This is a genomic window from Marinobacter qingdaonensis, from assembly GCF_034555935.1.
In the GTDB taxonomy this organism is placed as follows: Bacteria; Pseudomonadota; Gammaproteobacteria; order Pseudomonadales; family Oleiphilaceae; genus Marinobacter; species Marinobacter qingdaonensis.
The window spans coordinates 1,606,696-1,628,492 of the sequence record NZ_JAYDCJ010000003.1 but is presented as its reverse complement, the minus strand read 5'-3'; the positions used below and the strand labels follow the sequence as shown (position 1 = coordinate 1,628,492).

The window sequence follows — 21,797 nt, the reverse complement described above, 5'->3', positions numbered from 1 at the left end:
CACCTGTCGATTTGTTTATATTGGACACTTGATATAGCCAAAATCTCAGTCAGGACCGCCCAACATGGTCGAATTAGACCGGATTGATCACTCCATTATTCGGGAACTGCAGAAAAACGCCCGGATCACCGTTACCGAACTGGCCTCCCGCGTGGGCCTGTCGAAAACCCCCTGCCAGGTCCGCATGCGCCGGCTCGAGGAGCAGGGTTACATCACCGGCTACACCGCCCTGGTCAACCAGACCAAGCTCGGCCTGTCCCACATCGCCTTCGCCCAGGTCACCCTGAACGACACCAGCAGCGCTGCCCTGGCGGCATTCAACAGCGCCCTCAAGCAGATTTCAGCGGTGGAGCAGTGCCACATGATCGCAGGCAACTTTGATTACCTGCTGAAAGTGCGGACCCGGGATATGGCCGAGTACCGTCAGGTCCTGGGCGAGCAGATCTCGGCCCTGCCCCACGTGCTGCAGACCAGCACGTTCGTGGTGATGGAAAACGTCAAGGACGCGGGACTTTAACCGACGAGAACATCAGGCCCAGCTCTTTCCGGTACAGGGCGTTGCCGATCCCGAGTACGATGTTATCGACCGAGAAGTCACCGGGAATCGCCGCCCGGGCCGCTTCGTCCCGGTCGAGCGCCAGCACCAGGCGCAGCAGGTCGAGCAGCCGGATCACCAGATCCAGCACCCCGAAATCGTCGGGCGGATCGTCCTTCTGCCGCTGTACGTAGGCCAGCGCCGCCTCGACGATGCAAGCGGAGTGCGGGTCCAGCCCCTGCACCGACAGGCCCTTCAGGGACGCCAGCCGTCGCTCCCGCTCCAACCGGATGGCCTCCATGCACAGCTGCCGGGAATGGTCCGGCGAGTCGCCGTGCTTGAGGATTCCGGCCAGGCGGAAATCCACCGTGCCCTCGCTGCACTGCTCCCGATACTCGCTTTCCAGCGTCTGCCGGGCGTGCGGCAGGAACTTGCGGATGGCCTCGTCCCGGGCCCGTTCCAGGGCCTCCAGCGACGCCGCATTGACCATGGAGCTCATGACCTGAACGCAGTAGATCAGGTGCTGCCACAGCTCCGGAGCGATCCGGTCCGGATCGGCGGGCAACACGCGGTTGATGGAAACAAACTCGAAGTAAAGGGTGGTGACCTCCCGTTCGCTGAACCCGGAGGTTTCAATGATCTGGGGCAGTCCCAGCGCTTCGATCTCCCGCAGTAACTGGGGGATCACCATCAGGATGTAGTGCTGGGCTCCCTTGGGTACGGTTGTTATCTGTTCCACACCGGGTTCCGCGCCCCCTCACCGCTACACCTACCCTAAGTGTAGTCGCTCTGGCGCACTTGCACAGGTTCGGCGCCAGGGCGGCGGATTGCCGGCTCAGCCCTTGCGGCTGGCCAGCTTCTCCCGGGTTTTCAGGCGTCCTTCGCGGCGGATGGCGGCGTTCTCGTACCGGCGTTTCTGCTCGTCGGTTTCCGGGATGACCTCGGGCACGTCGATGGGCTTGTCGTTCTCGTCCAGCGCCACGAAGGTGAAAAACGCCGACAGGATGTGGCGGGTGTCGCCGGTGTAGCTGTTCTCCGCCTCCACCCGGGCGCCGATCTCCATGGACGAGCCCCAGCTGCGGTTCAGCGACAGACTGAACAACAGGGTGTCGTTGCCCTTGGCCGGGGCGCGAAAATGGATGGAATCCACGGCAGCGGTGACGCACACGTGGGCGGCATGGCGCTCAGCCACCACCAGGGCCAGCCGGTCGCACTTGGCCATGATCATGCCACCGAACACGGTGTCGTGGGCGTTCATGTCGTTGGGGAATACTTTGTAGACGTGCTTTTCGATGGAAGAGGCCGATACCGGCTTGGCGGCAGTTCCGGGCATAGCAGAAAGTCCTTCTCGAAATCGGATGTTGGCTGCTAACCCTATCACGGGGCGGCCGGGCCCGCTGCTGCCCGACCGCCGTTTTTCACCGGTTTCGAACGTCCGGTCAGGGCAAGAGCATCAGCCCCAGGCCCAGCACCACGCCGGTGGCCAGCAACACGATCAGGCAATAACCCATCACGTCCCGGGCCGACAGTCCGGCGATGGCCAGGGCCGGCAGGGCCCAGAACGGCTGGATCATGTTGGTCCAGGCATCGCCCCAGGCCACCGCCATGGCGGTGCGTGCCGGCTCGACCCCCAGGGCTGCGCCCGCTTCCAGCATGATCGGCGCCTGGACCGCCCACTGGCCGCCCCCGGAGGGCACGAAGATGTTGACCACCCCGGCACTGAGGAAGGTGAACAGCGGGAAGGTGGTCGGGTTGGCCACGTTGGCAAACCAGTTCGACAGGCTGCTGGCCAGGCCGGAGTCGACCATCATGGCCATGATCCCGGCGTAGAACGGGAACTGGATGATGATGCCGGTGGAGCCGCGGACCGCCTCCGAGGCGCTGGCGATGAAACGGGACGGACGGCCGTGCAGGATGATCCCAAGAATCAGGAACATGAAATTCACGATGTTCAGGTTCAAGGAGCCGCTGCGAGCCAGGAAGTAGTAGCCGGCGAAAATCAGCCCCATGATCCCGACGGCCTGGGCCAGCAACCGGCTGTTTTCCAGCTTCTCGGCCGGGGTGTCGTTCTTGAGCTCCGGCAGTGACGCTTCCTCCGCCAGCTTGGTGGCGTCAACGTGCTTGCCGCCGTCGCCCATCATCAGGCGATTGACCACGGGAATGACGATGAACATCGCCAACACCAGCAGCAGGTTAAACGGCGCGAAAATGGTCTCGCTGGTGGGAATGACCCCGATCATGTCGGCGGTGAAATGGCCCTCGGTTGCGATCACCAGCGGCACCGAGCCGGCCAGGCCCCCGTGCCACACCATGAACCCGCTGTAGGCGCTGGCGATCAGCAGCGGGTAGTTCACGTTCGGCACTTCCCGGGCCACCTGCCGGGCAAACAGGGCACCGATAACCAGGCCGAAGCCCCAGTTGATCCAGGCCGCGGCCAGGGACACCAGGGTGACCAGGACCACCGCCTGCCCCGGTGACCGGGCGAGCTGGCCGAGGGCCTTCAGAATGCGCTTGAAAAACGGCGTGCTGGCCAGGACAAAGCCGGTAACCAGCACCAGCACCATCTGCATGGCAAAGGTCAGCAGGTTCCAGAAGCCGTCACCCCAGTACTGCACCATCTGCAGAGGGGACTGGCCCTCGAAGACCATAGCGGCGACGAACACCACTAGGGAAAGAAGAAGCACCAGAACGTAGGGATCCGGCAGGAAACGCTCCACCAGCTTCACGGAGCCGTTGGTCAATCGTTGCATCATGGCAAGTCCTCGCATTGTTGTTATTGGCGTTTTCCCAATTTTCCCTTGAACGATAATGCCTTATGCGCTGGCCTTGGGATTAGATCTTAGTCGGCACCGGGCGCGGAAGGGGGGAAACCTTACGAGGGCATGAGCGAACGTTAAGCGAAACCGGGGCAGTGGACCGGTAGCCTGTCACTGCACATGAGCGACGTCGCGACCCGACAGGAGCGAACAATGGCCAACTGGATTCGAACCATCCCGATACGGGCGCTGTTTGCCCGAATGTTTACCCTGCTGTTCTTCGTGCTTGCCTTCACCCTGGTCAGTGCCACGGCCATGGAGGTGTTTGCCCAGCTGCAGTCGGGCAAGGAATTGATGCAGACCCTGATCAAGGGGGTGAACGGCAGCATCATCGCGCTGGCCGTGTACGAATTGGCGATGGTGATCCGCTCGGAATACAGCGGTCCGTCCGAATCCCACGACGTGATCACCATGTTGCGCCGGACCCTGCCCCGGTTCATCGGCACCGTGTGCGTGGCCATGTCCCTGGAAGGGCTGATCATGATCATCAAGTACAGCCAGCTCGACCTGGCCGGCAACCTGTACTATCCGGTCGCCATCATCGTGAGCACGGCCATGCTGCTGGCCGCCCTGGGGGTCTTTCTGCGCATGGCGCCCCGGGAACTGGTCCGGGACAACGAGGAGCCAGGCCGTTCAGGCCCGGCCGTCCAGCCGCCGACTGACCCAGCCATGGTAAAGCCGGGCCAGCCCTGGCCGGATCAGTGGCAGGCCAATGAGCCAGGCCAGGGGTTTCAGCAGGGGCACGCGTGACATCAGCAGGATGTAGGCGTCCATTTCCCGGTGGATCTGGCCGTCGGCATCCTTGACGTGCAGCTCTCTCAGGGCCCGGTCCGGGTCAATGCCTTGCCTTCTCAGCTCGTCGTCCCGGCCGGTGATGTCCAGCCACTCCACCGAGTCGCCGGTTTTCCCGGCCAGCTTCTCGTACCAGCGCCGGTCCTTGATGCAGGTGGGACAGGCGCCGTCGTAGAACACCACGAGTTTTGGTTGCACTCCGGTCATAAGGCCCCCTTCGATCGCCGCAGGTGGAAGATCAGGCGCGGCTCAGGAACTTGCGCTCTTCCACGTTCACCTTGATCCGGTCACCGGTGGAGATGTGCTCCGGCACCTGCACCACCAGCCCGGTCGACAGGGTCGCGGGCTTGGTCCGCGCGGTGGCAGAGCCGCCCTTAATGGATGGATCGGTTTCGGTGATCTCCAGTTCCACGGTCGGCGGCAGGGCCAGGGAAACCGGGGCATCGCTGACCAGCACCACCATCAGGCCCTGGGTGTCTTCGTTGATGAACAGCAGCTCGTCGGCGATGGCGTCCCGGTTCAGCAGGTACTGGGTAAAGTCCTCGCTGTCCATGAACACGTACTCGTCGCCGTCGGCGTAGGAGAAGGTGGCCGGCCGGCGCACCAGGTCCGCCAGGTTCAGCATGTCCGAGTCCTTGAAGGTCTCGTCGATCTTGTTGCCGGTGACCACATCGTACATGCGCATGCGGTAAAGGCTGCCGCCCGCACGGCCCTGGGGCACCGAACGCTCGATGTCCTTCACGAAATAGACGCGGCCGTCGTATTCAACGGCGGAATTCTTCTTGATCTCACTCGCTTTTGGCATTGCTCAATTCCGGAAATGGGTGGGACTAACAGGGTAGCTGGTATACCACGAAGTGCGAAAACAAGCGACAGCAACCGGTGAGGTCAGATCGGCCAACTGGCCAGCTGCTCTCCGAACAGCAGCAATACCAGTGGCACCGGGGAAACCGCGACCAGGATGGTGAGCAAGTAGCGGGGCATGGGAAACAGCCGGCTCATCCCGGCCATCATGGCCAGACCACCACCGCCGCCGACCACAATGTTGCCGGGCAGATTGATGGCCAGCATCAGCGTCAGATACCGGTGCCGGGCCAGCCAGGGCAACCAGCGCTTCGGAGTCTTGGCGCTCAGCTTGGCCAGCCGCTGCTGGGCACTCAGGCCCTCGAATTCCGCGAGGAAATTGCCGGCACGGTTCAGATGCAGCTCCCTGAGAAACTGGGCGATGCTGGCTTCCGGCACCCATCGCCCGATCAGGAACGCCAGGGTCAGGGACACCAGGGTACAGCCAAACACCAGCGGAACGATCTTTGGCCCCAGGATCATCATCAGCGCCAGCCCCACCTCCACCCCAGGCACGAAGGGAATGGCCATCAGCAGCATGTACGCGACCATGGCTATCATGATGATCCGGTGCAAGGTCGGCTCGGTGGAGGGCCGAATGGTCATTTCCAACCCGTCCACCACCCCCCGGGTCAGCAGGTTACCGACCACCACGATTGCCACGAACAGCGCCAGCTTGAGCAGCCCGGCGATTCGCCCCCTGGCCGGCACGGCCGGTAGGCTCATGGCGCTTCGGCCTCGACCAGCCGGCCCTTGAACCAGAGCTCTTTCTCGAACGTCCAGTACCAGCGTTTGTTAACCCACAGAATCGATCCCTCGATTTCATTGCCGCGAACCGTACCCCGCCAGTACATCACCGCGCCGGACTCGGTGCAGGGCACGTCGGCGCGCATCTGGATGGCATCATCCTGGGCCCGGACCCAGTATTCGACCTTGGCGTAGCCGCAGCGCCGCTCGCATTCCTCGGACACGAATTCGCCGTCTTCAAACACCAGAAGATCGTCGATGTCTGCCGGCTGACCCCGGATACCCAGCCGGCTCTGATAGGTTTTGCCATCCAGGGCCGAACGAACCGCCTCGGCGTCCGCGGCCGGCGTCGCCAGCGCCAGACTGAACACCATACACAAGAGGGCCGCAGCGACTCCGGCTCGAAGCCAGAGCAACGGGGCAGAGGGAGGGAGATGTTCCGGAGCATGTTGCATGGGCACAGACTCCACGCTCAGGGCTCCCTGAAAGTTTAGTCCATGCCCCTGCAAACAACAGCCAAACGACGGAGGTCAGCGCACCAGTTCGCGTACGTCCGCCAGGAATCGGTCCACCCGCTCGGTGGTGGTCGCCCAGGAGCACATCAGCCGGGCGGAGCCGCCGATGAAATTGTAGAACCGCCAGCCCTTGCTGCGCAGGGCCGCCTGCACCGGCTCCGGCAATTCCACGAACACACCGTTGACCTGGCGTGGGTACCTCAGGGTCACGCCCGGCAGGCCGGCCAGGCCCGAGGCCAGGCGCTCGGCACAGGCATTGGCGTGGCGGGCGTTGTCCAGCCAGACGTTGTTTTCCAGCAGGCCGCACCAGGGCGCCGAGATGTAGCGCATCTTGGAAGCCAGCTGCCCGGCCTGTTTGCAGCGCCACTCGAAATCCTCCGCCAGCCGCCGGTTGAAAAACACCACGGCCTCACCCAGGGCCAGGCCGTTCTTGGTGCCGGAGAAGCACAGCACATCGACCCCGGCTTTCCAGGTGATTTCCGACGGATGCACGTCCAGGGCGGCCACGGCGTTGGCGAACCGGGCGCCGTCCATGTGAACGCTGAGACCGTATTGGTCGGCCGTGGCCCGGATGGCCCGCAGCTCCTCGGGGGAATAGACCGTGCCCACCTCGGTGGCCTGGGTCAGGCTCAGTGCCTTGGGTTTGGGGTAATGGATGTCGGTGCGCTTGGTCACCAGGTGCTCGATGCTGTCGGGGGTGAGCTTGCCGTCCTGCCCCTGCCCCAGCAGCAGTTTGGCGCCGTTGGAGGCGTATTCCGGGCCGCCGCATTCGTCGGTTTCGATGTGCGCCAGCTCGTGGCAGATCACGCTGTGGAAGGACTGGCCCATGGACGCCAGCGCCAGGGAGTTGGCGGCGGTGCCATTGAACACGAAATACACCTCGCAGTCGGTGTCGAACAGGCTGCGCAGGCCGTCCGCCGCTCGTTGGGTCCAACTGTCCTCACCGTACGCCGGTTCGTCCATGCGATTGGCCTCGGCCATGGCCTGCCACGCCTGGGGACAGACCCCGCTGTAGTTGTCACTGGCAAACTGCTCGAATTGGGACACGATGAACCTCCGCTCGTGGCTGGCTGTGGCGTTGACAATCTTTCCAAGCTACACGATTTGGCCGGATTCGCCAGCCCCCAGGCCCAGGCCTTCGCCCATGGTCGTAATCACAGTGCGAACCCGGTTGGCCAGGGGCTGGTTGCGCCGGAAGCTCAGGAACAGGGTCTCGCTGGCGGGGTTGGCCAGGCGATGGGTGCGCACCCGGTCCGGCCGGCCGAACGCCTCGACCGCGTAGGCCGGCAGCACGGTAAACCCCAGCCCACGGCTGACCGGCTCCAGAATGAGACTGATCTGGTTGGAAAAGCCGGCCAGGGGGAACTGGTTGCTGTGGTGAAATTCCGGGAAATTGGCACCCAGCAGCAGGCCGGCGTGATGGGCACCGTCCGGGTGATCGATGAAGCCCAGTGCCATCAGCCGGTCCCAGCTGGGCTCCACCAGACTGGTCGGGGTCACCAGCAACAGAGGCTCCTCACCGACCGGCTTGAACCCCACCTCATTCCGGGACGAGGGCTTGGTCATGATGCCGACATCGACCCGGTACTCGGCGAGGGCCAGCTCGACGTCGGAGTTGGGGGCAAACCGGTAATCGATGCTCAGGCCGGGGTGCCGTTGCTGCAGGGCCAGCAGGTGTGGGTACAACTTGAGCCCGACGCTGCCCGGAGACATCACCCGCACCACGCCCTCGTAGGCGGGGTCGGCGCCGATTCGCCGGTCCAGGTCCGACAGGGCTGCCACGATCGCTCCCGCCTCCCGGTACAGGCGGGTGCCGGCGTCGGTCAGGGTGAACTGCTTGCCATCCCGGATCAGCAGCGACTGCCCCAGGCGCTCCTCCAGCTTGCGTACGTGCTGACTCACGCCGGATTGGGTCATGTGCAAGCGCTCGGCGGTGCGGGTGAAATGGCCCACCTCCACCAGGGTACAGAAGCTGCGTAACCAGACCGGATTGATCATTACAAACCCTACTCAAAAAAATCAAAAATGATAATTTCACGTAATCAATCACGATTCGTACCCTGTGTCCACAGTCAACGACACAGGAGACAATCCCATGAGCAATGTCTACCCGAGAACCTTCTCCCACATCGGCATTTCCATGCCCGACCTGGACGCGGCGGTGACCTTCTACACCGAGGTACTGGGCTGGTACCTGATCATGGAACCGACCGACATCGAAGAGGACGACAGCGCCATCGGCGAGATGTGCTCCGACGTGTTCGGTCCGGGCTGGGGCAGCTTCCGCATCGCGCACCTGTCTACCGGCGACCGGATCGGCGTGGAGTTGTTCCAGTTCAAGGGCCAGGAAAACCCGGAGAACAACTTCGAGTACTGGAAGACTGGCATCTTCCATTTCTGCGTTCAGGACCCGAACGTCGAGGAACTGGCCGAGCGCATCGTGGCCGCCGGCGGCAAGAAGCGGATGGCGCAGCCCCGCTACTACTACCCGGGTGAAAAGCCCTACCGCATGATCTACATGGAAGACCCGTTCGGCAACATCCTGGAGATCTACAGCCACAGCTACGAGCTGATCTACAGCGCCGGCGCCTACTGAGCGCCCAAAGGCCGGACGTCGCCCAGTGCGGCGTCCGGATGCCCTCCACCTGCCATCCCTGATCCCTCCCCGCCTGGCCCCCGTATCTTCCCTACCACAGTTTTCCCGATACCCGTGGCCCAACCGATGGCGTCGACCGGGACCCGTCGGGCAATCAAGGGAGGCCCCCGTGAGCAAACACCAGTCGCTGGATGCATTGCGCCAACAGATCATCGAACGCAACCCGAACGAGCCGGAATTCCACCAGGCGGTGACCGAAGTCCTCAACTCCCTGGAACCGGTGATGGCCGACCACCCCGAGTACCAGGACGCCAAACTGATTGAACGCATCTGCGAGCCCGAGCGCCAGATCCTGTTCCGGGTGCCCTGGGTGGACGATCAGGGCGAGGTGCAGATCAACCGCGGGTTCCGGGTCGAGTTCAATTCCGCCCTGGGCCCGTTCAAGGGCGGACTGCGGTTTCACCCGTCGGTGAACCTGGGCGTGGTCAAGTTCCTCGGCTTCGAGCAAATCTTCAAAAACGCCCTGACCGGCCTGCCCATCGGCGGCGGCAAGGGCGGCGCGGACTTTGACCCCAAGGGCAAGTCCGATGGCGAAATCATGCGCTTCTGCCAGTCGTTCATGACCGAACTGTACCGCTACATCGGCGCCGACACCGACGTGCCCGCCGGTGACATCGGTGTGGGCCAGCGCGAGATCGGATTGCTGTTCGGGCAGTACAAGCGCATCACCAACCGCTACGAGAACGGCGTGGTGACCGGCAAGCAATTGCAATGGGGCGGCGCCCGGGGCCGGCAGGAAGCCACCGGCTACGGCGCGGTCTACTTCCTGCAGGAGATGCTGGGCGCCCATCGGAAAAAGCTCAAAGGCAAGAAGGTGGTGGTGTCCGGCACCGGCAATGTGGCGGTGTTCGCCATGGAGAAGGCGGTGGAGTTGGGTGCCAAGGTGGTCGCCTGTTCGGACTCGGACGGCTACGTGCACGACGCCAACGGCCTGGACGTAGAGCTGGTGAAGCAGATAAAACAGGTGGAAAAAGGCCGCATCCGCGATTACCCGAAGCGCAGCAAGGGCAAGGCGGAGTATCAGTCGGACGGGTCGATCTGGCAGGTGGCCTGCGATGTCGCCATGCCCTGCGCCACCCAGAACGAGCTGGGCGAAGACGACGCCCAGGCACTGATCGACAACAAGGTGATGGCGGTGGTGGAAGGCGCCAACATGCCGTGCACGCCGGAGGCGATCCAGGCCTTCTCGGATGCCAAGGTGCTGTTTGGCCCGGGCAAGGCCGCCAATGCCGGCGGGGTGGCCATGAGCGCCATGGAGATGCAGCAGAATGCCGCACGGGAGAGCTGGAGCTTTGACTACAGCATCGAACAACTGCAGCAGGTGATGCGCGAGATCCACCAGTCCTGCTTTGACACCGCCAAGCAGTACGATCGCAAGGGCGATTACGTGTTCGGGGCCAACGCAGCCGGTTTCCGGCAGGTTGCCGATGCCATGCTGGCGTTCGGCGTTATCTGAGCAACCCGGTCAAATTTCCGTCACTTCCCGCGAAGCCCCGTAAAACGGGGCTTCAGCGGGCTTTTCCTTGGACAACCAACACAGTTATCCACAGCTTCTGTGGACACTGTGCACGGCTGTCCGGCTCAGGCCTGGCCGGACAGCCCCAGGTTGGCGGCGTCCTGCTCGATGCAGCGATCCAGCAGGTCCAGGTAACCGGCCTTGGCCTTGCGCTTGGTCTCCCTGTGCGCCCGCATGTTGAGCTTGCGGAACTGCTGCGCCAGCGCGTTAGCGCGATCCGCCAGCTCCGAGGGCGCCACCACTTCGTCCAGGAAGCCGGCTTCCACCGCGCCCTGGGGCGAATAGATTTCGGCATTCACCACCGAGCGGTAGAAGTGGGCCGGCGCCAGCCGGTGCCGGGCCATCTCGATGCCGGCATGGTGCATGGTCATGCCGATGGCCACCTCGTTCAGCCCCAGCTTGAAGTCCCCATCGATGCCGATGCGGTGATCCACCGACAGCATGATGAAAGCGCCCTTGGCGATGGCGTGCCCGCTGCACGCGCCAATGACCGGGAACGGGAACGCCGCCAGGCGACGGGTGAAGGTGGAGCCGACCTTGACCAGGGCGGAGGCCTCACTGGGCCCCTTCTGCATTTCCTTCAGGTCATAGCCGCCGGAAAAAATGCCCGGCTGCCCGGTCAGGATCACCACCGCCTCGTCCTGCTCTGCGCGGTCGAAGGCCTGGTTCAGGGCTTCGAACACGTCGTGGCTCAGGGCATTGGCCTTGCCATTGGAAATGGTAATGGTCGCGACGCCGTCGCTCAGTTGGTAATCCACAAGATCTGTCACCAGCCTGTCCTCTTGATGTGGTTTTCGTGGTTGTTGTGATTGCCCGATGAACTGTGCCAGCTTCTGCGACCGGAGACCACTCCCTGTGAACAAGGCCGACGCCGGGGTAGTTACCCACAAATACTGTGGATAACCGTGTGAGTAGTGGCGGGAAAGGCGGCGCAAGGCGGCTGGCAGTGGGATTTGCGGGAAACTGTCCGGATATTGATCGCCCCCAGAAAAAACCGGGGGAACGGCCCCCTCAGCTCACCTGGGAATCCGGCATCAGGCCGTCGTCGATGGCCTTGGCCGCGGCCATGGCCGGTCGCTTGGCCAGGCGCGCCACGTAGGCCTCAAATTCCGGACGCACCGGCAGGGAGCCGTACTCCATACCCCACATCACATGGGAACCGACGTAGACATCGGCGGCGGTGAACCGGTCCCCGGCCAGGTAATCCCCCTGGGAGACCGCGTGCACCAGGGTGTTGACGGTCAGGTCGTAGGTGCCGTAACCCACCATCTTCTCCTGATCTTTATCCACAGACACCTGCAGCACCCGGTCCATCACCGCCGCCTCCAGCGGCCCTGCGGCAAAAAACAGCCAGCGATAGTAGGCCGCCCGATCCGCCAGCGGCGGCGCCAGGCCAGCGTCGGGGAAGGCATCGGCCAGATAGGCGCAGATGGCGGCACTTTCGGTGACCACCCGGCCCCGATGCACCAGGGCAGGCACCTTGCCCATGGGGTTCAACGCCAGGTAGTCCTGGGCCTTCATGTCGGTGTCGTAGGCGAGCAGGACCTGGCGGTACTCCGCGCCGACTTCCTCCAGCATCCAGCGCACAATTCGCCCCCGGGACATGGGGTTGGTGTAGAACACCAGGTCGCAATCTTTGGACTGGGTGATGGCCATGGCAGGGCTCCAATGTGAGCGGGGGGTCTTCAAAGACTAGCCCAATTCGGGGTCGTCTCAAGCCGATTGACGAATGCCCGGCCTATTCCGGGAGAATGCATCTATTCTTAAGGGGAGGTTTCTTTCGCAACCGTGGGGGACACCCTGCCATGAAGCCTGAACTCCCGCTCCTGCCCGACCTGAAACTGGACGTGGACCACCGCATTCCCGCCATGTGGGATTTCGACACCGGGGTCAGCCTGATCCTGCTGGTCCCCGACGCCAAACGCAGTGCCCTGGACAAGGCGCCCTGGGCAGACTATCTGAAACTGCGCCTGGCGGACTTCCCCAAGGACGCCAACCCGATCCACCTGTCCGGCCCCCGTGGCACCCGTGCCGGCATCGGCTTCATCAAACCGGAACCGAGCGGGTTCGCTGCCCTGAGCCAGGCCCGCGCCCTGCTCTCCCCACTGATGGCCGAGCGCTCCAGGAAGATCAATGTCATCTCCCTGCTCGACCGCGTGACGACCGCCTGCATCATGGCCGAAGCCCTGGTTTCGGCGGCCTACGCCGCGGCCTTCACCCTGCCAAAGATCAGCGGCGAGGCCGGCCCGGAGAGCGTGCTGAAAGCCCTCAACTTCTTCGGTGAATTCGAGGGCGCCGATTTCCGCTACGCCAAGGCCACCGCCGAAGGCAACAACCTGGCCCGCTGGCTGACCCACCTGCCCGGCAACTACCTGACACCGGCGCTCTACCGGGAGTACGCGCAAGCGCTGGCCAAGCGGGAGGGCTGGGAAGTCGAGTTCTACGACCGGGACCAGCTGGAGCGCATGGCCGCCGGCGCCTTCCTGTCGGTGGTGGCCGCCAGCCCCAACCGGGACGCCGGCATCCTGCAGCTGCGCTATCGCCTGAAGGGCGGCGAGGACCGGCCGCTGGCCCTGGTGGGCAAAGGCATCTGTTTCGATACCGGTGGCAGCAACCTGAAGGTGGGCGGCAGCATGCTCGGCATGCACGGCGACATGCAGGGCAGCGCGGTGGCCCTGGGTACCCTGCTCGCCCTCACCCGGCTCAGTTTCTCCCAGCCGGTGGACTGCTGGCTGGCCCTGGCCGAGAACCACATCGGCTCCCGTGGGGTTAAATGCAACGACGTGGTCACCGCCATGAACGGCACCACCATCGAACTGATCAACACCGATGCCGAAGGCCGGATGGTGCTGGCCGACACCCTGACCTTGGCCTGCCAGAAGAAACCTCGGGCCATTCTCGATTACGCCACCCTGACCGGGGCCGTGGTCTCGGCCCTGGGCCAGCGGGTGGCCGGCGCGCTGACCAATCGCCGGCATTGGCTGGAACCCATCATCCAGACCGGTGAACATTGCGGCGAGCGGGTCTGGCCGTTTCCCTACGAGGACGATTACGACGAGGACCTGAAGTCCGAGGTGGCGGACACCCTGCAATGCCGGGTAACCGGCGCCGGCGACCACATCTACGCGGCCCGGTTACTGGGCAGGTTTGTGGATGACGACGTCGGCTGGGTCCACGTGGACATGGCCTCGACCTGTACCCACAAGGGCGGGCTTGCCCACATCCCCACCGACCTGCAGGGCTTTGGGGTTCGGTTCGGGGTCGAATGGTTCCGGCGGATAGCGGCCGAATAGGCCGCTATCCCGAGGCGACGCACCGTGGTCGACACCCACGCCAACCTGGCCCAGACCCTGGGTGGCCTGGCGCTGCTGCTCCTGATGCTGGCGGCCCTGAAGGTGTTCGCACGCAGATCCCGCCTGCCGGCGGAGTCGTGGATCCTGATTGCCGGGCTGCTGTATGGCCTGGCCCTGCGGCCGTTTCCCGCCCTGCCGATCCTGGAGATTTCGCCCGACCTGGTGATCCTGTTGCTGTTGCCGGCCCTGATCTTCGCCAGTGCCCGTGAACTCTCGCCCCGGCACCTGAAGGCCGAGGCCGCCCCGATCCTCCTGTTCTCCACAGTCGGGGTTCTGTGCACCCTGGTGCTGATCGGCCTCCCGCTGTATGGGGTCACCGTGCTGCCCCTGGGCGACGCCCTGCTGTTCGCCGCCGCCGTGGCCGCCACCGACCCCTCCGCGGTGTCCGCCATTTTCCAGCGCTTCCGGGTTCCGCACCGACTGGCCGCCCTGATTGAGGGCGAATCCCTGTTCAACGACGGCACCGCCATCCTGGTGTTTTTTACCGTGGCGTCGGTGGTAACCGGCATGAACATGTTCAGTCTCACCGACACCGCGCTGGCGTTCGGCTGGATGATGCTGGGCGCCATCCTGCTGGGTGCGGCCCTGGGCTGGTGCGCCGGGCGACTGATCCGCTATTGGGCCGTGCAGAACCAGTTCCCGGGCATTTCCATCACCCTGGCCCTGGTGTATGGCGGTTTTCTGCTGGCCGAACACCTGCTGCACGTCTCCGGGGTGATCACCGTGGTCATTGCCGCCTGGGTGTTTGTGTTCCAGCGCCGGGCCGGAACCGGGCCCTCGACCGCGCCCGCGCGGGACGGCCAGCCCGAGTTCTTCGTGAGTTTCTGGAACTACGTCGGCCAGCTAGCTGGCGGCCTGCTGTTCTTCGCCCTGGGGGTCACCGTGGGTCGGCACGATTTCCCCTTCACCTGGCTGATTCCCGGCAGCATTGCCATCCTGGTGCTGGCCCGGGTGCTGGTGATCTACGGAGGCAGCCTCGTCCTGAGACTGGCGCGCCATGCCCTGCCGATCAGCTGGCAACACGTGCTGGTACTGGGGGGGCTGCGCGGCGCGGTCTCCATCGCATTGTTGCTGATGCTGCCGGAGGACTACATCTACCGGGAATACATGCTGTGCCTGGCACTGGTGCTGTGCCTGTATACCCTCGTGGTGCACCCCTTGCTGCTGCAAGCGTTCCTGAACCGCAAGCCCCTGACCGAACCGGACTAGGCCTGCAGTTACACACATTATCTGTGGATAAGTTTGTTAGCTTCGTAAGGAAAGCGTGCGAGAGCCCAGAGTTTCCGGGGCTTCGGGAGAGTTGGTGGTTAAGTGACCGGGTGGAAAACCCGTCGCGTCCGGGGGCTGGCGAGACCTCGAGCGATTGGCCACCGGCGCCGGGATACATTCGGTAACACTTTTAATTTTGCGGTTTCTTCGACCTTAGTCTTACCTCTAGCTGCCTATTCCTCATTAGTAGGCATTCAAATAATAAAAAACTGCACGCATTCGCTGTCACCACGAAGTGCCGCGTGTTTCAACCCAGGCACCGCAGACACACCACCGTCCACACTCAGGGATGCCGGACTTCTCAGGTCGGATGCAGGGATAACTTTGTCGATGCGGTCCACCGACTGGAAACGCACTATGAACAATAATTCCAACACGTCCACGCCGTTCAGCACCCGCAAGGTGCTGCTGGCCACAGCGCTGTCTGCGGCCGCATTGATGACGGCCAGCCCGGCCCTGGCCGGCGCCGACAAGACCAACCACCCGGTGGTCATGGTCCACGGCATGGCCGGTTTTGACGACATTCTCGGCTATCACTATTTCAGCGACACCTACGGCCGCAAGCTCTACACCAACTGCAACTGGTACAGCAGCTGCAACAAGTACCTGGACTGGGGCCAGATCGGAGCGGCGGCTTCGATGTCGCCCTTCCACTCGTCCGATCACCGGGGCCTGCAGCTGGCGGACGCCGTGGAAGCCTGGATGATCGCCAACGATTTCACCCACGTGAACTTTGTCGGCCACTCCCAGGGCGGCATGGACCTGCGCAAGGCCGCAAAAATCCTGCACGACCGATTCGGTTACCAGGTGGTGAAAGTGGCCTACAGCATTTCGTCCCCGCATCGGGGCTCACCCATTGCCAAGCACGTGCTTGACCTGGGTGAAGGGGTCAGCAACATTGTCGAAGCCCTGGCCGACACCTACGGCGACATCGTGTATGGCGCGGAAAACGACGCCAATGCCGCACTGAAACAGCTGATCTACGACGATTACGATCCCAATGACGGCGTCCTCACCGGTGCCAAGCAGTTCAACCAGAACTACCCGGTCAGCGCGACCTACGCCAAGCGCTATGCCTCCACCGTCAATGCCCAACAGGGCGGCAATGTGAACCCCGCGCTGTGGATCACCCAGGACGACTACTTCAATGTGGACGGGGACGGTTACTGCGTCGACGACTGCAGCGGAGACGGCGCCGCCGGCCAGGGCAACGGCGAACAGTACGACACCGACGACGACGGCCTGGTCGGCATCAATTCCCAGCAGATGGGCTGGCGCACCCAGTTCCATTACAACGCCTGGGGCATGGACTACCTGACCACCTACACCGACACCGACTACGTGAGCAACATCAACAACCCGACGCCGACCCAGATGACCTCCCGCGGTGCGGTTATCAACCAGGACCACCTGGACATGATCGGCATTCCGAACACTACCTTCCGCATTCGCAATTTCTACGGCGCAATTTTCCATTACATTGCGCAATACGATAACTAAAGCTGCTACGGGCCCCTCTGACGAACGTCAGCGTGGGGCCCACGCTGCGAGCGCATTTGATTCCACAACCAACAACAAGAAACAGACGTGCTTATGCCCCTGAAAAACCATCTGACACTGAAAACACTCTGCCTTACGCTGTCCGTGGCGGCTCTGGTCCCCCTGGTGTACCGATTGGGCTACGCCACGCCCGACGCCACCACCACGTCCTCGCCACCGGTTCAGACCAGCACCCCCGCATCCGCCTCTGGGTCTTCGAGCACAGAGCCGGCAACCAAGCCGACTCCGTCAGCACCGGTTGATTACCAGTCTCTGCTGGAAGGCGCCACCCTGATGACCGGAACCCTGAGTTTTGAGCAGGTGGTCGCCCTGATGCAACAACACCACGGCGACAGCCTGGACAGCCGTCTGGGCCAGATCGACCTGATCACCGCGCTGCTGGACTATCTGCGCCAGAGCCAGCCGGAAGACTGGCGACTGGTCATGCAGGGACTGCTGGAGGCCGCCTTCCCAGCCCGGGCCGCCGAACTGATGCAGCTGGCCGAAAACCATCTCGAATACCAGGCCTGGTACGCCGCCGGCGCCGCCGACATTCGCCAACTCGACCCGGACACCCGGATGGAGGTTCTGATGGAGCATCGGGCCGCCATCTTTGGCAAGAAGGTGGCGGAGGAGCTGTGGCAGCACCAGATTCGCGACTACCAGATGGCCAAGGCCATGGACCGGATTACCGCCGATACCGAGCGCCCCCTTAACGCCCGACTTGAAGAACTGACCGAGCTGGTGCGCGATACCTATCCCCAGGCGGCCATCGACAATCAGAGCATGGCCATGGGCGACTCCTTCGCCAACAAGTTTATGGCGGCCAGCCAGGCCGACCTGCGCGCCATGCCCGTTCACCAGCGCCGGGAAACCATTGCCAATATCCGCCGCAGCCTCGGTTACAGCGAGCGCGCCGTGGAAAACCTGGCCCGCCTCGATCGCAAACGGGACCAACGCTGGCAAGCCGGTGACCAATACATGGCGCAACGGCAGGAAATCACCGCGAACTACGAGGGCGAGGAACGGGAACGACGGTTGGCAGAGGCCCGGCGGACCCTGCTAGGCGCCGAGGCGGACAGCATTCGCAAGGAAGAGGAAGCCGGATACTTCCGTTATCAACAGGAGCGCAGCTACGGCATTCACTAGCCGCTGGCACAGATACCCACAAAATCTGTGGATAACTGTGTTAGCACCGCCGGGACAGGGCCGCCAAAGCCCCATGGCACGGGCCTTGGCGGAAACCGGCGATAAAATAGGCTGGTCAAATATCGTCCCGGAACAACAAGTTATTGGTCGATTTACCGCCATTCTTCGAAAACGCCCGATTTCTGGCGCTCCCGGCGGTGTGTCCTTAGGTTGCCAACACAGTTATCCACAGCTTCGCTGGACAACTTTCCGCGGTGCTCCCACTGCAAGGAGACATGGGGCGCTCAGGTTATTGAGCCTTTTACTTGGTCGCTCAGGCCTCTAAACGCATAGTTAGGCAAGCACGAATGCTATCCAATCACAGCTAACACTGAGGTCGCAAAGCGAACACTTAGGCGAAGGACAAAATCAACGTAACCTGTCAGCTTGTTATCTTCTAAATTGCAAGAGAAAGCAGTGAGTTCAGAAGCAGAGCCGGCGGGCCCCCAGCCCGGGTAAAGTGAATCTCGCCGTTTGAGCCGAGCATCTTTGTTACGTGCTCATGTCTTCGCTTCTATCCAATAGATGACAACCCAGTGTATCCGCAGACTACCCATCAGCTATTTGATCCCGGACAAGCTTTTCGCTCTGCCAGGGATGCTGCGCATCCTCGCGCTGGCGGGTTCACCGAGCCTCCCGGTAAGAAACCATGCGCTGCTTGTCTTCGTCCCATAGGGCATAACGAAAGCAGTCTGCTATATCCCTCGGGGCCAGGGTCGTGGTCAACGGCGATTGTAGCTCCGGAATCGCCGCCATCACCTCGGGAAGGCGATAAAAAGGAATTCGGACGTTGAGATGGTGAATATGGTGAAAGCCAATGTTCCCGGTAAACCACTGCATGACCCGATTCATCCGCATGAAACTTGAAGACTCCATGGCCCCCCGGTAATAGGTCCAGGCTTCGGGCGAAGCAATCTGCATACGCCGGAAACTGTGCTGGGCAAAAAACAGGTAGCACCCTAAAGCGGAGGCAACAAGCATAGGCAGCAGGATGACAAAAAATGCCAGGCTGAAGCCTCCCAGCCACCAAAGCAGTCCAATCAGCCCGAAGTGAGTGATTAGCGCAATGAGGGAGTCAAGGTGTTTGGCCGGGGACCGAATTAGCGGTATGAGTGTGATGTTGAGGCCGAAAACAATCGGATAACTCAGCACCACCACCAAGGGGTGACGCTGAACACGATAGGCTAATCGCTGCCACCGTGTTGAAGCCCGCCAGATCCGGGTGGTCAAAAGCGGAAACGCTCCCACACTGGCATCTGAGATCTGCCCCACATGGCCATGATGGTAGTTGTGGCTTGCACTCCAGGAGCGGGTTGGAGTTAGGACAAAAGCGCCATAGGTATGAAAAAGCCAGTAAGCAGCACGTGAGTCTTTGAGAATGGCCCCGTGAAGGTAATCATGGAAGGTGATAAAGGCACGTACCATCAGGAGCGCGCCCAGCAGAGAACACACAAGCCGAAGCGGCCACCACGGAAGCGCTCCTGCGGCTATCAGGGCCGCGATCATTAACCCGAAAGTTGGACCGACTTGCCACCAACTTTGAACATAAGACGCTTCAACGTAAGGTTTGGTGGCTTGAAGCAGCTCCCGGCCTACCCGGATATCAGCACTGTGTTCGGGCAAGCTGCTATTCATTTTCTGGATATCGTTCTGACGCATTGCGCGCCCCTCCCTACCCTAAAATTAAATCTTGAGGCAGGGAATTTCCAGTTCCCGGATCATTTACCTATTAAAACAGAAGCACATAACGAATGAGATGGGCTCCCCCTGCTCCTGAGAAATCAAGGTGCCAGTCGCGTTGGCAAGCTCTAGTGCTTGGCGGAAAAAAAGCGCCCCTCGTCGTGGAAGGTGATCGTCTCCTGCTCGTCCGTTCCGATCAGTTAAAAATGCACATCAGAATGGGGCAGATCGTAAAACCCTTCGGGAGGGTGCCCATCCGGACTCCAGTCTAGAGGCAGGTCGGGACGGACTAAGGGCAGGTCAGTTCACAACCCGCAAATGGGTCGGATACCGGCCCAAAGTTGAGAAGCGCGAATGTCGGCTTTTGTTTAGGAAACCGAGGAGCGCGGGCTGTTCGCAAAGCGAACATTCAGATTGGCTGACAACATCTGTACTGAACGGTGGGAAGGCGACAGTGGAGTGCAGGATGTTTATCCGATGCCTTACTTGGTAATTTCGTGATGAAGGTCCACGCAGCGGGTTTCAGCGCCCACCGTTGTGGTAGACTGGCCCATGGTCAGCGACATTTGAGTCGCTCAAGTCCCCCCGGACGGTTACTCACTCGAGCCGCGATCATGGGGAGGACTTATGTTTGAAACTCACCCGGATTCCGAGCGCGGTTCGGAAACTGAAATCCTCAAGGGCAAGACGATCTCTCCGGGCATGGTTCAGGGAATTGTCCATGTCCATCACAGCTTTTTAGATCTCCCTGATATCCCGCCTGAAGCGATTTCCCTGAATGACGTGGAGAAGGAGTTCTCCCGCCTGAATGCTGCGACGACCAGAGTGTCGGATGATTTGGCGGCACTGGTACTAAGAGTTGCGGAGGAAGTCGATTCCAGTCTGGCAGAAGTTTTCGGGGCTCACCGACTGATTCTCAATGATCCTGCCCTCAGGGAAGAACTGCGCCGGGAAATTACTGAGAACCTCGTGGATGCCAGCACCGCCGTTCGGCATGTGTTCCGTCGTTGGGAAAAGCGTTTTCTCCTGATGGAGTCACAAATAGCCCGGGACAAAAGTGACGATCTCCGGGACGTTTCAGTGCGTCTATACAATGCTCTAGTGGGCATCACAGCCAACCCCCTGGAGGAGATCCCTTCGGGCTGCGTGCTGGCCACGTCACGGCTACTACCTTCCGATACGATATTCCTGGCTGACCGTTCAGTGGCGGCCGTGCTGCTTGAATACGGCAGTTTCGGCTCGCATTTTGCCCTGTTTGCCCGGGAAATGGCATTGCCCTGTATTTCGCGCCTATCCGGACTATCAGATATCCATCGAGAGGGGGCGCTTGCCCTGGTTGACGGCAGTACCGGCATAGTGACCCTGCGCCCCACGTGCCGCCAGATTGACCAGTTTGAGAAAAAGGTCAGGACACTTGCCAAAAGCCTCGGACGGGCGCAGGCCCACGCCATGGAGCCGGCGATCACCCGCGATGGTGTATCCATTGCCGTGCTGGCCAATGTCGGATTCTGCCAAGACACCGAGAACGCAATGCGCAACGGGGCAGAGGGTGTCGGCCTTTATCGGCTGGAACAGGCCTACCTCGGTCGCCTGGAGCCCCCCAGTGCCGAGGCGTTGTTGGCGGATATGCGGCAAACGCTCGCGGCGGCCAAAGGCTACTCCGTCGTAGTGCGGTTGCTGGATGTGGGGGCCGACAAACCCCTACCTTTTATTGAATTTGCCAGCGAATCCAATCCGGCGCTGGGGTGCCGCGGCGTGCGTATTTTGAAAGAGTACCTGGAACTACTGAAAACGCAGCTCAGGGCTATCCTGGCGTTGAGCCAGGAATATGATGTGCGGCTTCTGATTCCCATGGTGACCCTGGCTGAGGATGTGATGGTGGTCAAAAAACACCTGCTGGCGCTTTGTGGCGAGCTGAACATCACAACCCCACCGCAGCTGGGCGCCATGATCGAAACCCCGGCGGCCGCACTGTCGGCACGGCAGTTCGCCGGTGATGTGGATTTCCTAAGTTTCGGCACCAATGACCTCACCCAGTATGCCTTTGCTGCCGATCGTGAAAACGCCGCCGTAGAGCCCTATTTCAACGACGCCGACGCAGTCATCTTCAGGCTCATGCAGCTCACCCATGATGATGTGCCCGAGATGCCGCTATCGCTGTGTGGTGAACTGGCGGGTCGCCCTGAGCAAGTGGCCCGGGTCCTCCAGTGCGGCATACGGACCCTCAGCGTCGCGGGGCCGCTGATCCCCGCAGTGAAGGAGGCCATCCGTCACAGCAATTGTTTGGTTTCGGCGGTAACGAAACCACAGAGGTCGTGACGGTTTGCAGAGAACAGGTAAAGCCCCCA

21 protein-coding genes are annotated in these 21,797 nt (G+C 62.0%); 9 read left to right on the top strand and 12 right to left on the bottom strand.

All coding sequences use genetic code 11. The features are described 5' to 3' along the window. Window positions 1–64 precede the first annotated feature (64 nt). Window positions 65–517: an Lrp/AsnC ligand binding domain-containing protein gene (locus U5822_RS10670; RefSeq protein WP_322855607.1), complete on the top strand. Its 453-nt coding sequence runs from the start codon at window positions 65–67 to the stop codon at window positions 515–517. On the opposite strand, the gene U5822_RS10665 is transcribed toward U5822_RS10670, so the two are convergent. The 3 genes from U5822_RS10665 to U5822_RS10655 form a co-directional block, all read right to left on the bottom strand. Beyond that, complete coding sequence (locus U5822_RS10665; RefSeq protein WP_322855606.1) at window positions 498–1,274, bottom strand: hypothetical protein; 777 nt, start codon at window positions 1,272–1,274, stop codon at window positions 498–500. The two genes, U5822_RS10670 and U5822_RS10665, sit on opposite strands and share 20 nt — an antisense overlap. A 96-nt stretch (window positions 1,275–1,370) precedes the next feature. Then, complete coding sequence (locus U5822_RS10660) at window positions 1,371–1,868, bottom strand: acyl-CoA thioesterase (protein ID WP_322855605.1); 498 nt, start codon at window positions 1,866–1,868, stop codon at window positions 1,371–1,373. Window positions 1,869–1,974: 106 nt separating this feature from the next. Further along, window positions 1,975–3,288, bottom strand: a complete 1,314-nt coding sequence (locus U5822_RS10655; protein WP_322855604.1) for a short-chain fatty acid transporter — start codon at window positions 3,286–3,288, stop codon at window positions 1,975–1,977. A gap of 216 nt (window positions 3,289–3,504) precedes the next feature. Between U5822_RS10655 and U5822_RS10650 the strand changes: the two genes are divergently transcribed. After that, a complete protein-coding gene (locus U5822_RS10650; RefSeq protein WP_322855603.1) occupies window positions 3,505–4,101 on the top strand; it encodes a hypothetical protein in 597 nt (198 codons plus the stop codon). On the opposite strand, the gene U5822_RS10645 is transcribed toward U5822_RS10650, so the two are convergent. From U5822_RS10645 to U5822_RS10620, 6 genes are all read right to left on the bottom strand, one after another. Then, window positions 3,985–4,350 carry a thiol-disulfide oxidoreductase DCC family protein gene (locus tag U5822_RS10645; protein WP_322855602.1) on the bottom strand — a complete coding sequence of 122 codons (366 nt, stop codon included), beginning with the start codon at window positions 4,348–4,350 and terminating at the stop codon, window positions 3,985–3,987. The two genes, U5822_RS10650 and U5822_RS10645, sit on opposite strands and share 117 nt — an antisense overlap. Before the next feature lie 31 nt (window positions 4,351–4,381). Then, the gene (gene efpL / locus U5822_RS10640; RefSeq protein ID WP_322855601.1) at window positions 4,382–4,948 is read right to left on the bottom strand and encodes an elongation factor P-like protein EfpL; all 567 of its coding nucleotides are present in this window, start codon (window positions 4,946–4,948) and stop codon (window positions 4,382–4,384) included. Window positions 4,949–5,031: 83 nt separating this feature from the next. Beyond that, complete coding sequence (locus U5822_RS10635; protein ID WP_322855600.1) at window positions 5,032–5,712, bottom strand: hypothetical protein; 681 nt, start codon at window positions 5,710–5,712, stop codon at window positions 5,032–5,034. After that, window positions 5,709–6,107: a hypothetical protein gene (locus tag U5822_RS10630; protein WP_322855599.1), complete on the bottom strand. Its 399-nt coding sequence runs from the start codon at window positions 6,105–6,107 to the stop codon at window positions 5,709–5,711. The genes U5822_RS10635 and U5822_RS10630 overlap by 4 nt, the downstream gene beginning before the upstream one ends. A gap of 156 nt (window positions 6,108–6,263) precedes the next feature. Then, entirely contained in the window at window positions 6,264–7,298 is a 1,035-nt protein-coding gene (locus tag U5822_RS10625; RefSeq protein WP_322856915.1) for a threonine aldolase family protein, read from the bottom strand. A 45-nt stretch (window positions 7,299–7,343) separates the two neighbouring features. Next, window positions 7,344–8,246, bottom strand: coding sequence for a LysR family transcriptional regulator (locus tag U5822_RS10620; protein ID WP_322855598.1), 903 nt, complete (start codon window positions 8,244–8,246; stop codon window positions 7,344–7,346). A gap of 97 nt (window positions 8,247–8,343) precedes the next feature. Between U5822_RS10620 and U5822_RS10615 the strand changes: the two genes are divergently transcribed. Continuing rightward, complete coding sequence (locus U5822_RS10615) at window positions 8,344–8,844, top strand: lactoylglutathione lyase family protein (protein WP_322855597.1); 501 nt, start codon at window positions 8,344–8,346, stop codon at window positions 8,842–8,844. 169 nt (window positions 8,845–9,013) lie between these two features. Then, entirely contained in the window at window positions 9,014–10,360 is a 1,347-nt protein-coding gene (gene gdhA / locus U5822_RS10610) for an NADP-specific glutamate dehydrogenase (protein WP_322855596.1), read from the top strand. A gap of 125 nt (window positions 10,361–10,485) precedes the next feature. On the opposite strand, the gene U5822_RS10605 is transcribed toward gdhA, so the two are convergent. Together U5822_RS10605 and U5822_RS10600 are read right to left on the bottom strand one after the other, a co-directional pair. Beyond that, window positions 10,486–11,190 carry a crotonase/enoyl-CoA hydratase family protein gene (locus U5822_RS10605; RefSeq protein ID WP_322855595.1) on the bottom strand — a complete coding sequence of 235 codons (705 nt, stop codon included), beginning with the start codon at window positions 11,188–11,190 and terminating at the stop codon, window positions 10,486–10,488. Between the two features lie 241 nt (window positions 11,191–11,431). Beyond that, window positions 11,432–12,076, bottom strand: coding sequence for a glutathione S-transferase family protein (locus U5822_RS10600; protein ID WP_322855594.1), 645 nt, complete (start codon window positions 12,074–12,076; stop codon window positions 11,432–11,434). Window positions 12,077–12,225: 149 nt separating this feature from the next. On the opposite strand from U5822_RS10600, the gene U5822_RS10595 reads away from it, so the two are divergent. From U5822_RS10595 to U5822_RS10580, 4 genes are all read left to right on the top strand, one after another. Next, complete coding sequence (locus U5822_RS10595) at window positions 12,226–13,713, top strand: M17 family metallopeptidase (protein ID WP_322855593.1); 1,488 nt, start codon at window positions 12,226–12,228, stop codon at window positions 13,711–13,713. A 24-nt stretch (window positions 13,714–13,737) separates the two neighbouring features. Next, a complete protein-coding gene (locus tag U5822_RS10590; protein WP_322855592.1) occupies window positions 13,738–14,982 on the top strand; it encodes a cation:proton antiporter in 1,245 nt (414 codons plus the stop codon). Between the two features lie 417 nt (window positions 14,983–15,399). After that, the gene (locus U5822_RS10585; RefSeq protein ID WP_322855591.1) at window positions 15,400–16,542 is read left to right on the top strand and encodes an esterase/lipase family protein; all 1,143 of its coding nucleotides are present in this window, start codon (window positions 15,400–15,402) and stop codon (window positions 16,540–16,542) included. 93 nt (window positions 16,543–16,635) lie between these two features. Continuing rightward, window positions 16,636–17,730: a hypothetical protein gene (locus U5822_RS10580; protein WP_322855590.1), complete on the top strand. Its 1,095-nt coding sequence runs from the start codon at window positions 16,636–16,638 to the stop codon at window positions 17,728–17,730. A gap of 663 nt (window positions 17,731–18,393) precedes the next feature. Here the strand turns inward: U5822_RS10580 and U5822_RS10575 are convergent. After that, window positions 18,394–19,428 (bottom strand): fatty acid desaturase family protein, encoded by a 1,035-nt coding sequence (locus U5822_RS10575; protein ID WP_322855589.1) that lies wholly within the window; start codon window positions 19,426–19,428, stop codon window positions 18,394–18,396. A 648-nt stretch (window positions 19,429–20,076) separates the two neighbouring features. Here U5822_RS10575 and ptsP point away from each other — a divergent pair. Then, window positions 20,077–21,768, top strand: coding sequence for a phosphoenolpyruvate--protein phosphotransferase (ptsP, locus tag U5822_RS10570; protein ID WP_322855588.1), 1,692 nt, complete (start codon window positions 20,077–20,079; stop codon window positions 21,766–21,768). The last annotated feature ends 29 nt before the right edge of the window (window positions 21,769–21,797 follow it).

Coding starts and splice junctions, on each gene's coding strand:
- U5822_RS10620 (WP_322855598.1), bottom strand. CDS start 8,246: ATGATCAATCCGGTCTGGTTACGCAGCTTCTGTACCCTGGTGGAGGTG.
- U5822_RS10595 (WP_322855593.1), top strand. CDS start 12,226: ATGAAGCCTGAACTCCCGCTCCTGCCCGACCTGAAACTGGACGTGGAC.
- U5822_RS10635 (WP_322855600.1), bottom strand. CDS start 5,712: ATGAGCCTACCGGCCGTGCCGGCCAGGGGGCGAATCGCCGGGCTGCTC.
- U5822_RS10650 (WP_322855603.1), top strand. CDS start 3,505: ATGGCCAACTGGATTCGAACCATCCCGATACGGGCGCTGTTTGCCCGA.
- U5822_RS10630 (WP_322855599.1), bottom strand. CDS start 6,107: ATGGTGTTCAGTCTGGCGCTGGCGACGCCGGCCGCGGACGCCGAGGCG.
- ptsP (WP_322855588.1), top strand. CDS start 20,077: ATGTTTGAAACTCACCCGGATTCCGAGCGCGGTTCGGAAACTGAAATC.
- U5822_RS10660 (WP_322855605.1), bottom strand. CDS start 1,868: ATGCCCGGAACTGCCGCCAAGCCGGTATCGGCCTCTTCCATCGAAAAG.
- U5822_RS10655 (WP_322855604.1), bottom strand. CDS start 3,288: ATGATGCAACGATTGACCAACGGCTCCGTGAAGCTGGTGGAGCGTTTC.
- U5822_RS10575 (WP_322855589.1), bottom strand. CDS start 19,428: ATGCGTCAGAACGATATCCAGAAAATGAATAGCAGCTTGCCCGAACAC.
- U5822_RS10670 (WP_322855607.1), top strand. CDS start 65: ATGGTCGAATTAGACCGGATTGATCACTCCATTATTCGGGAACTGCAG.
- U5822_RS10615 (WP_322855597.1), top strand. CDS start 8,344: ATGAGCAATGTCTACCCGAGAACCTTCTCCCACATCGGCATTTCCATG.
- U5822_RS10585 (WP_322855591.1), top strand. CDS start 15,400: ATGAACAATAATTCCAACACGTCCACGCCGTTCAGCACCCGCAAGGTG.
- U5822_RS10645 (WP_322855602.1), bottom strand. CDS start 4,350: ATGACCGGAGTGCAACCAAAACTCGTGGTGTTCTACGACGGCGCCTGT.
- U5822_RS10600 (WP_322855594.1), bottom strand. CDS start 12,076: ATGGCCATCACCCAGTCCAAAGATTGCGACCTGGTGTTCTACACCAAC.
- U5822_RS10580 (WP_322855590.1), top strand. CDS start 16,636: ATGCCCCTGAAAAACCATCTGACACTGAAAACACTCTGCCTTACGCTG.
- efpL (WP_322855601.1), bottom strand. CDS start 4,948: ATGCCAAAAGCGAGTGAGATCAAGAAGAATTCCGCCGTTGAATACGAC.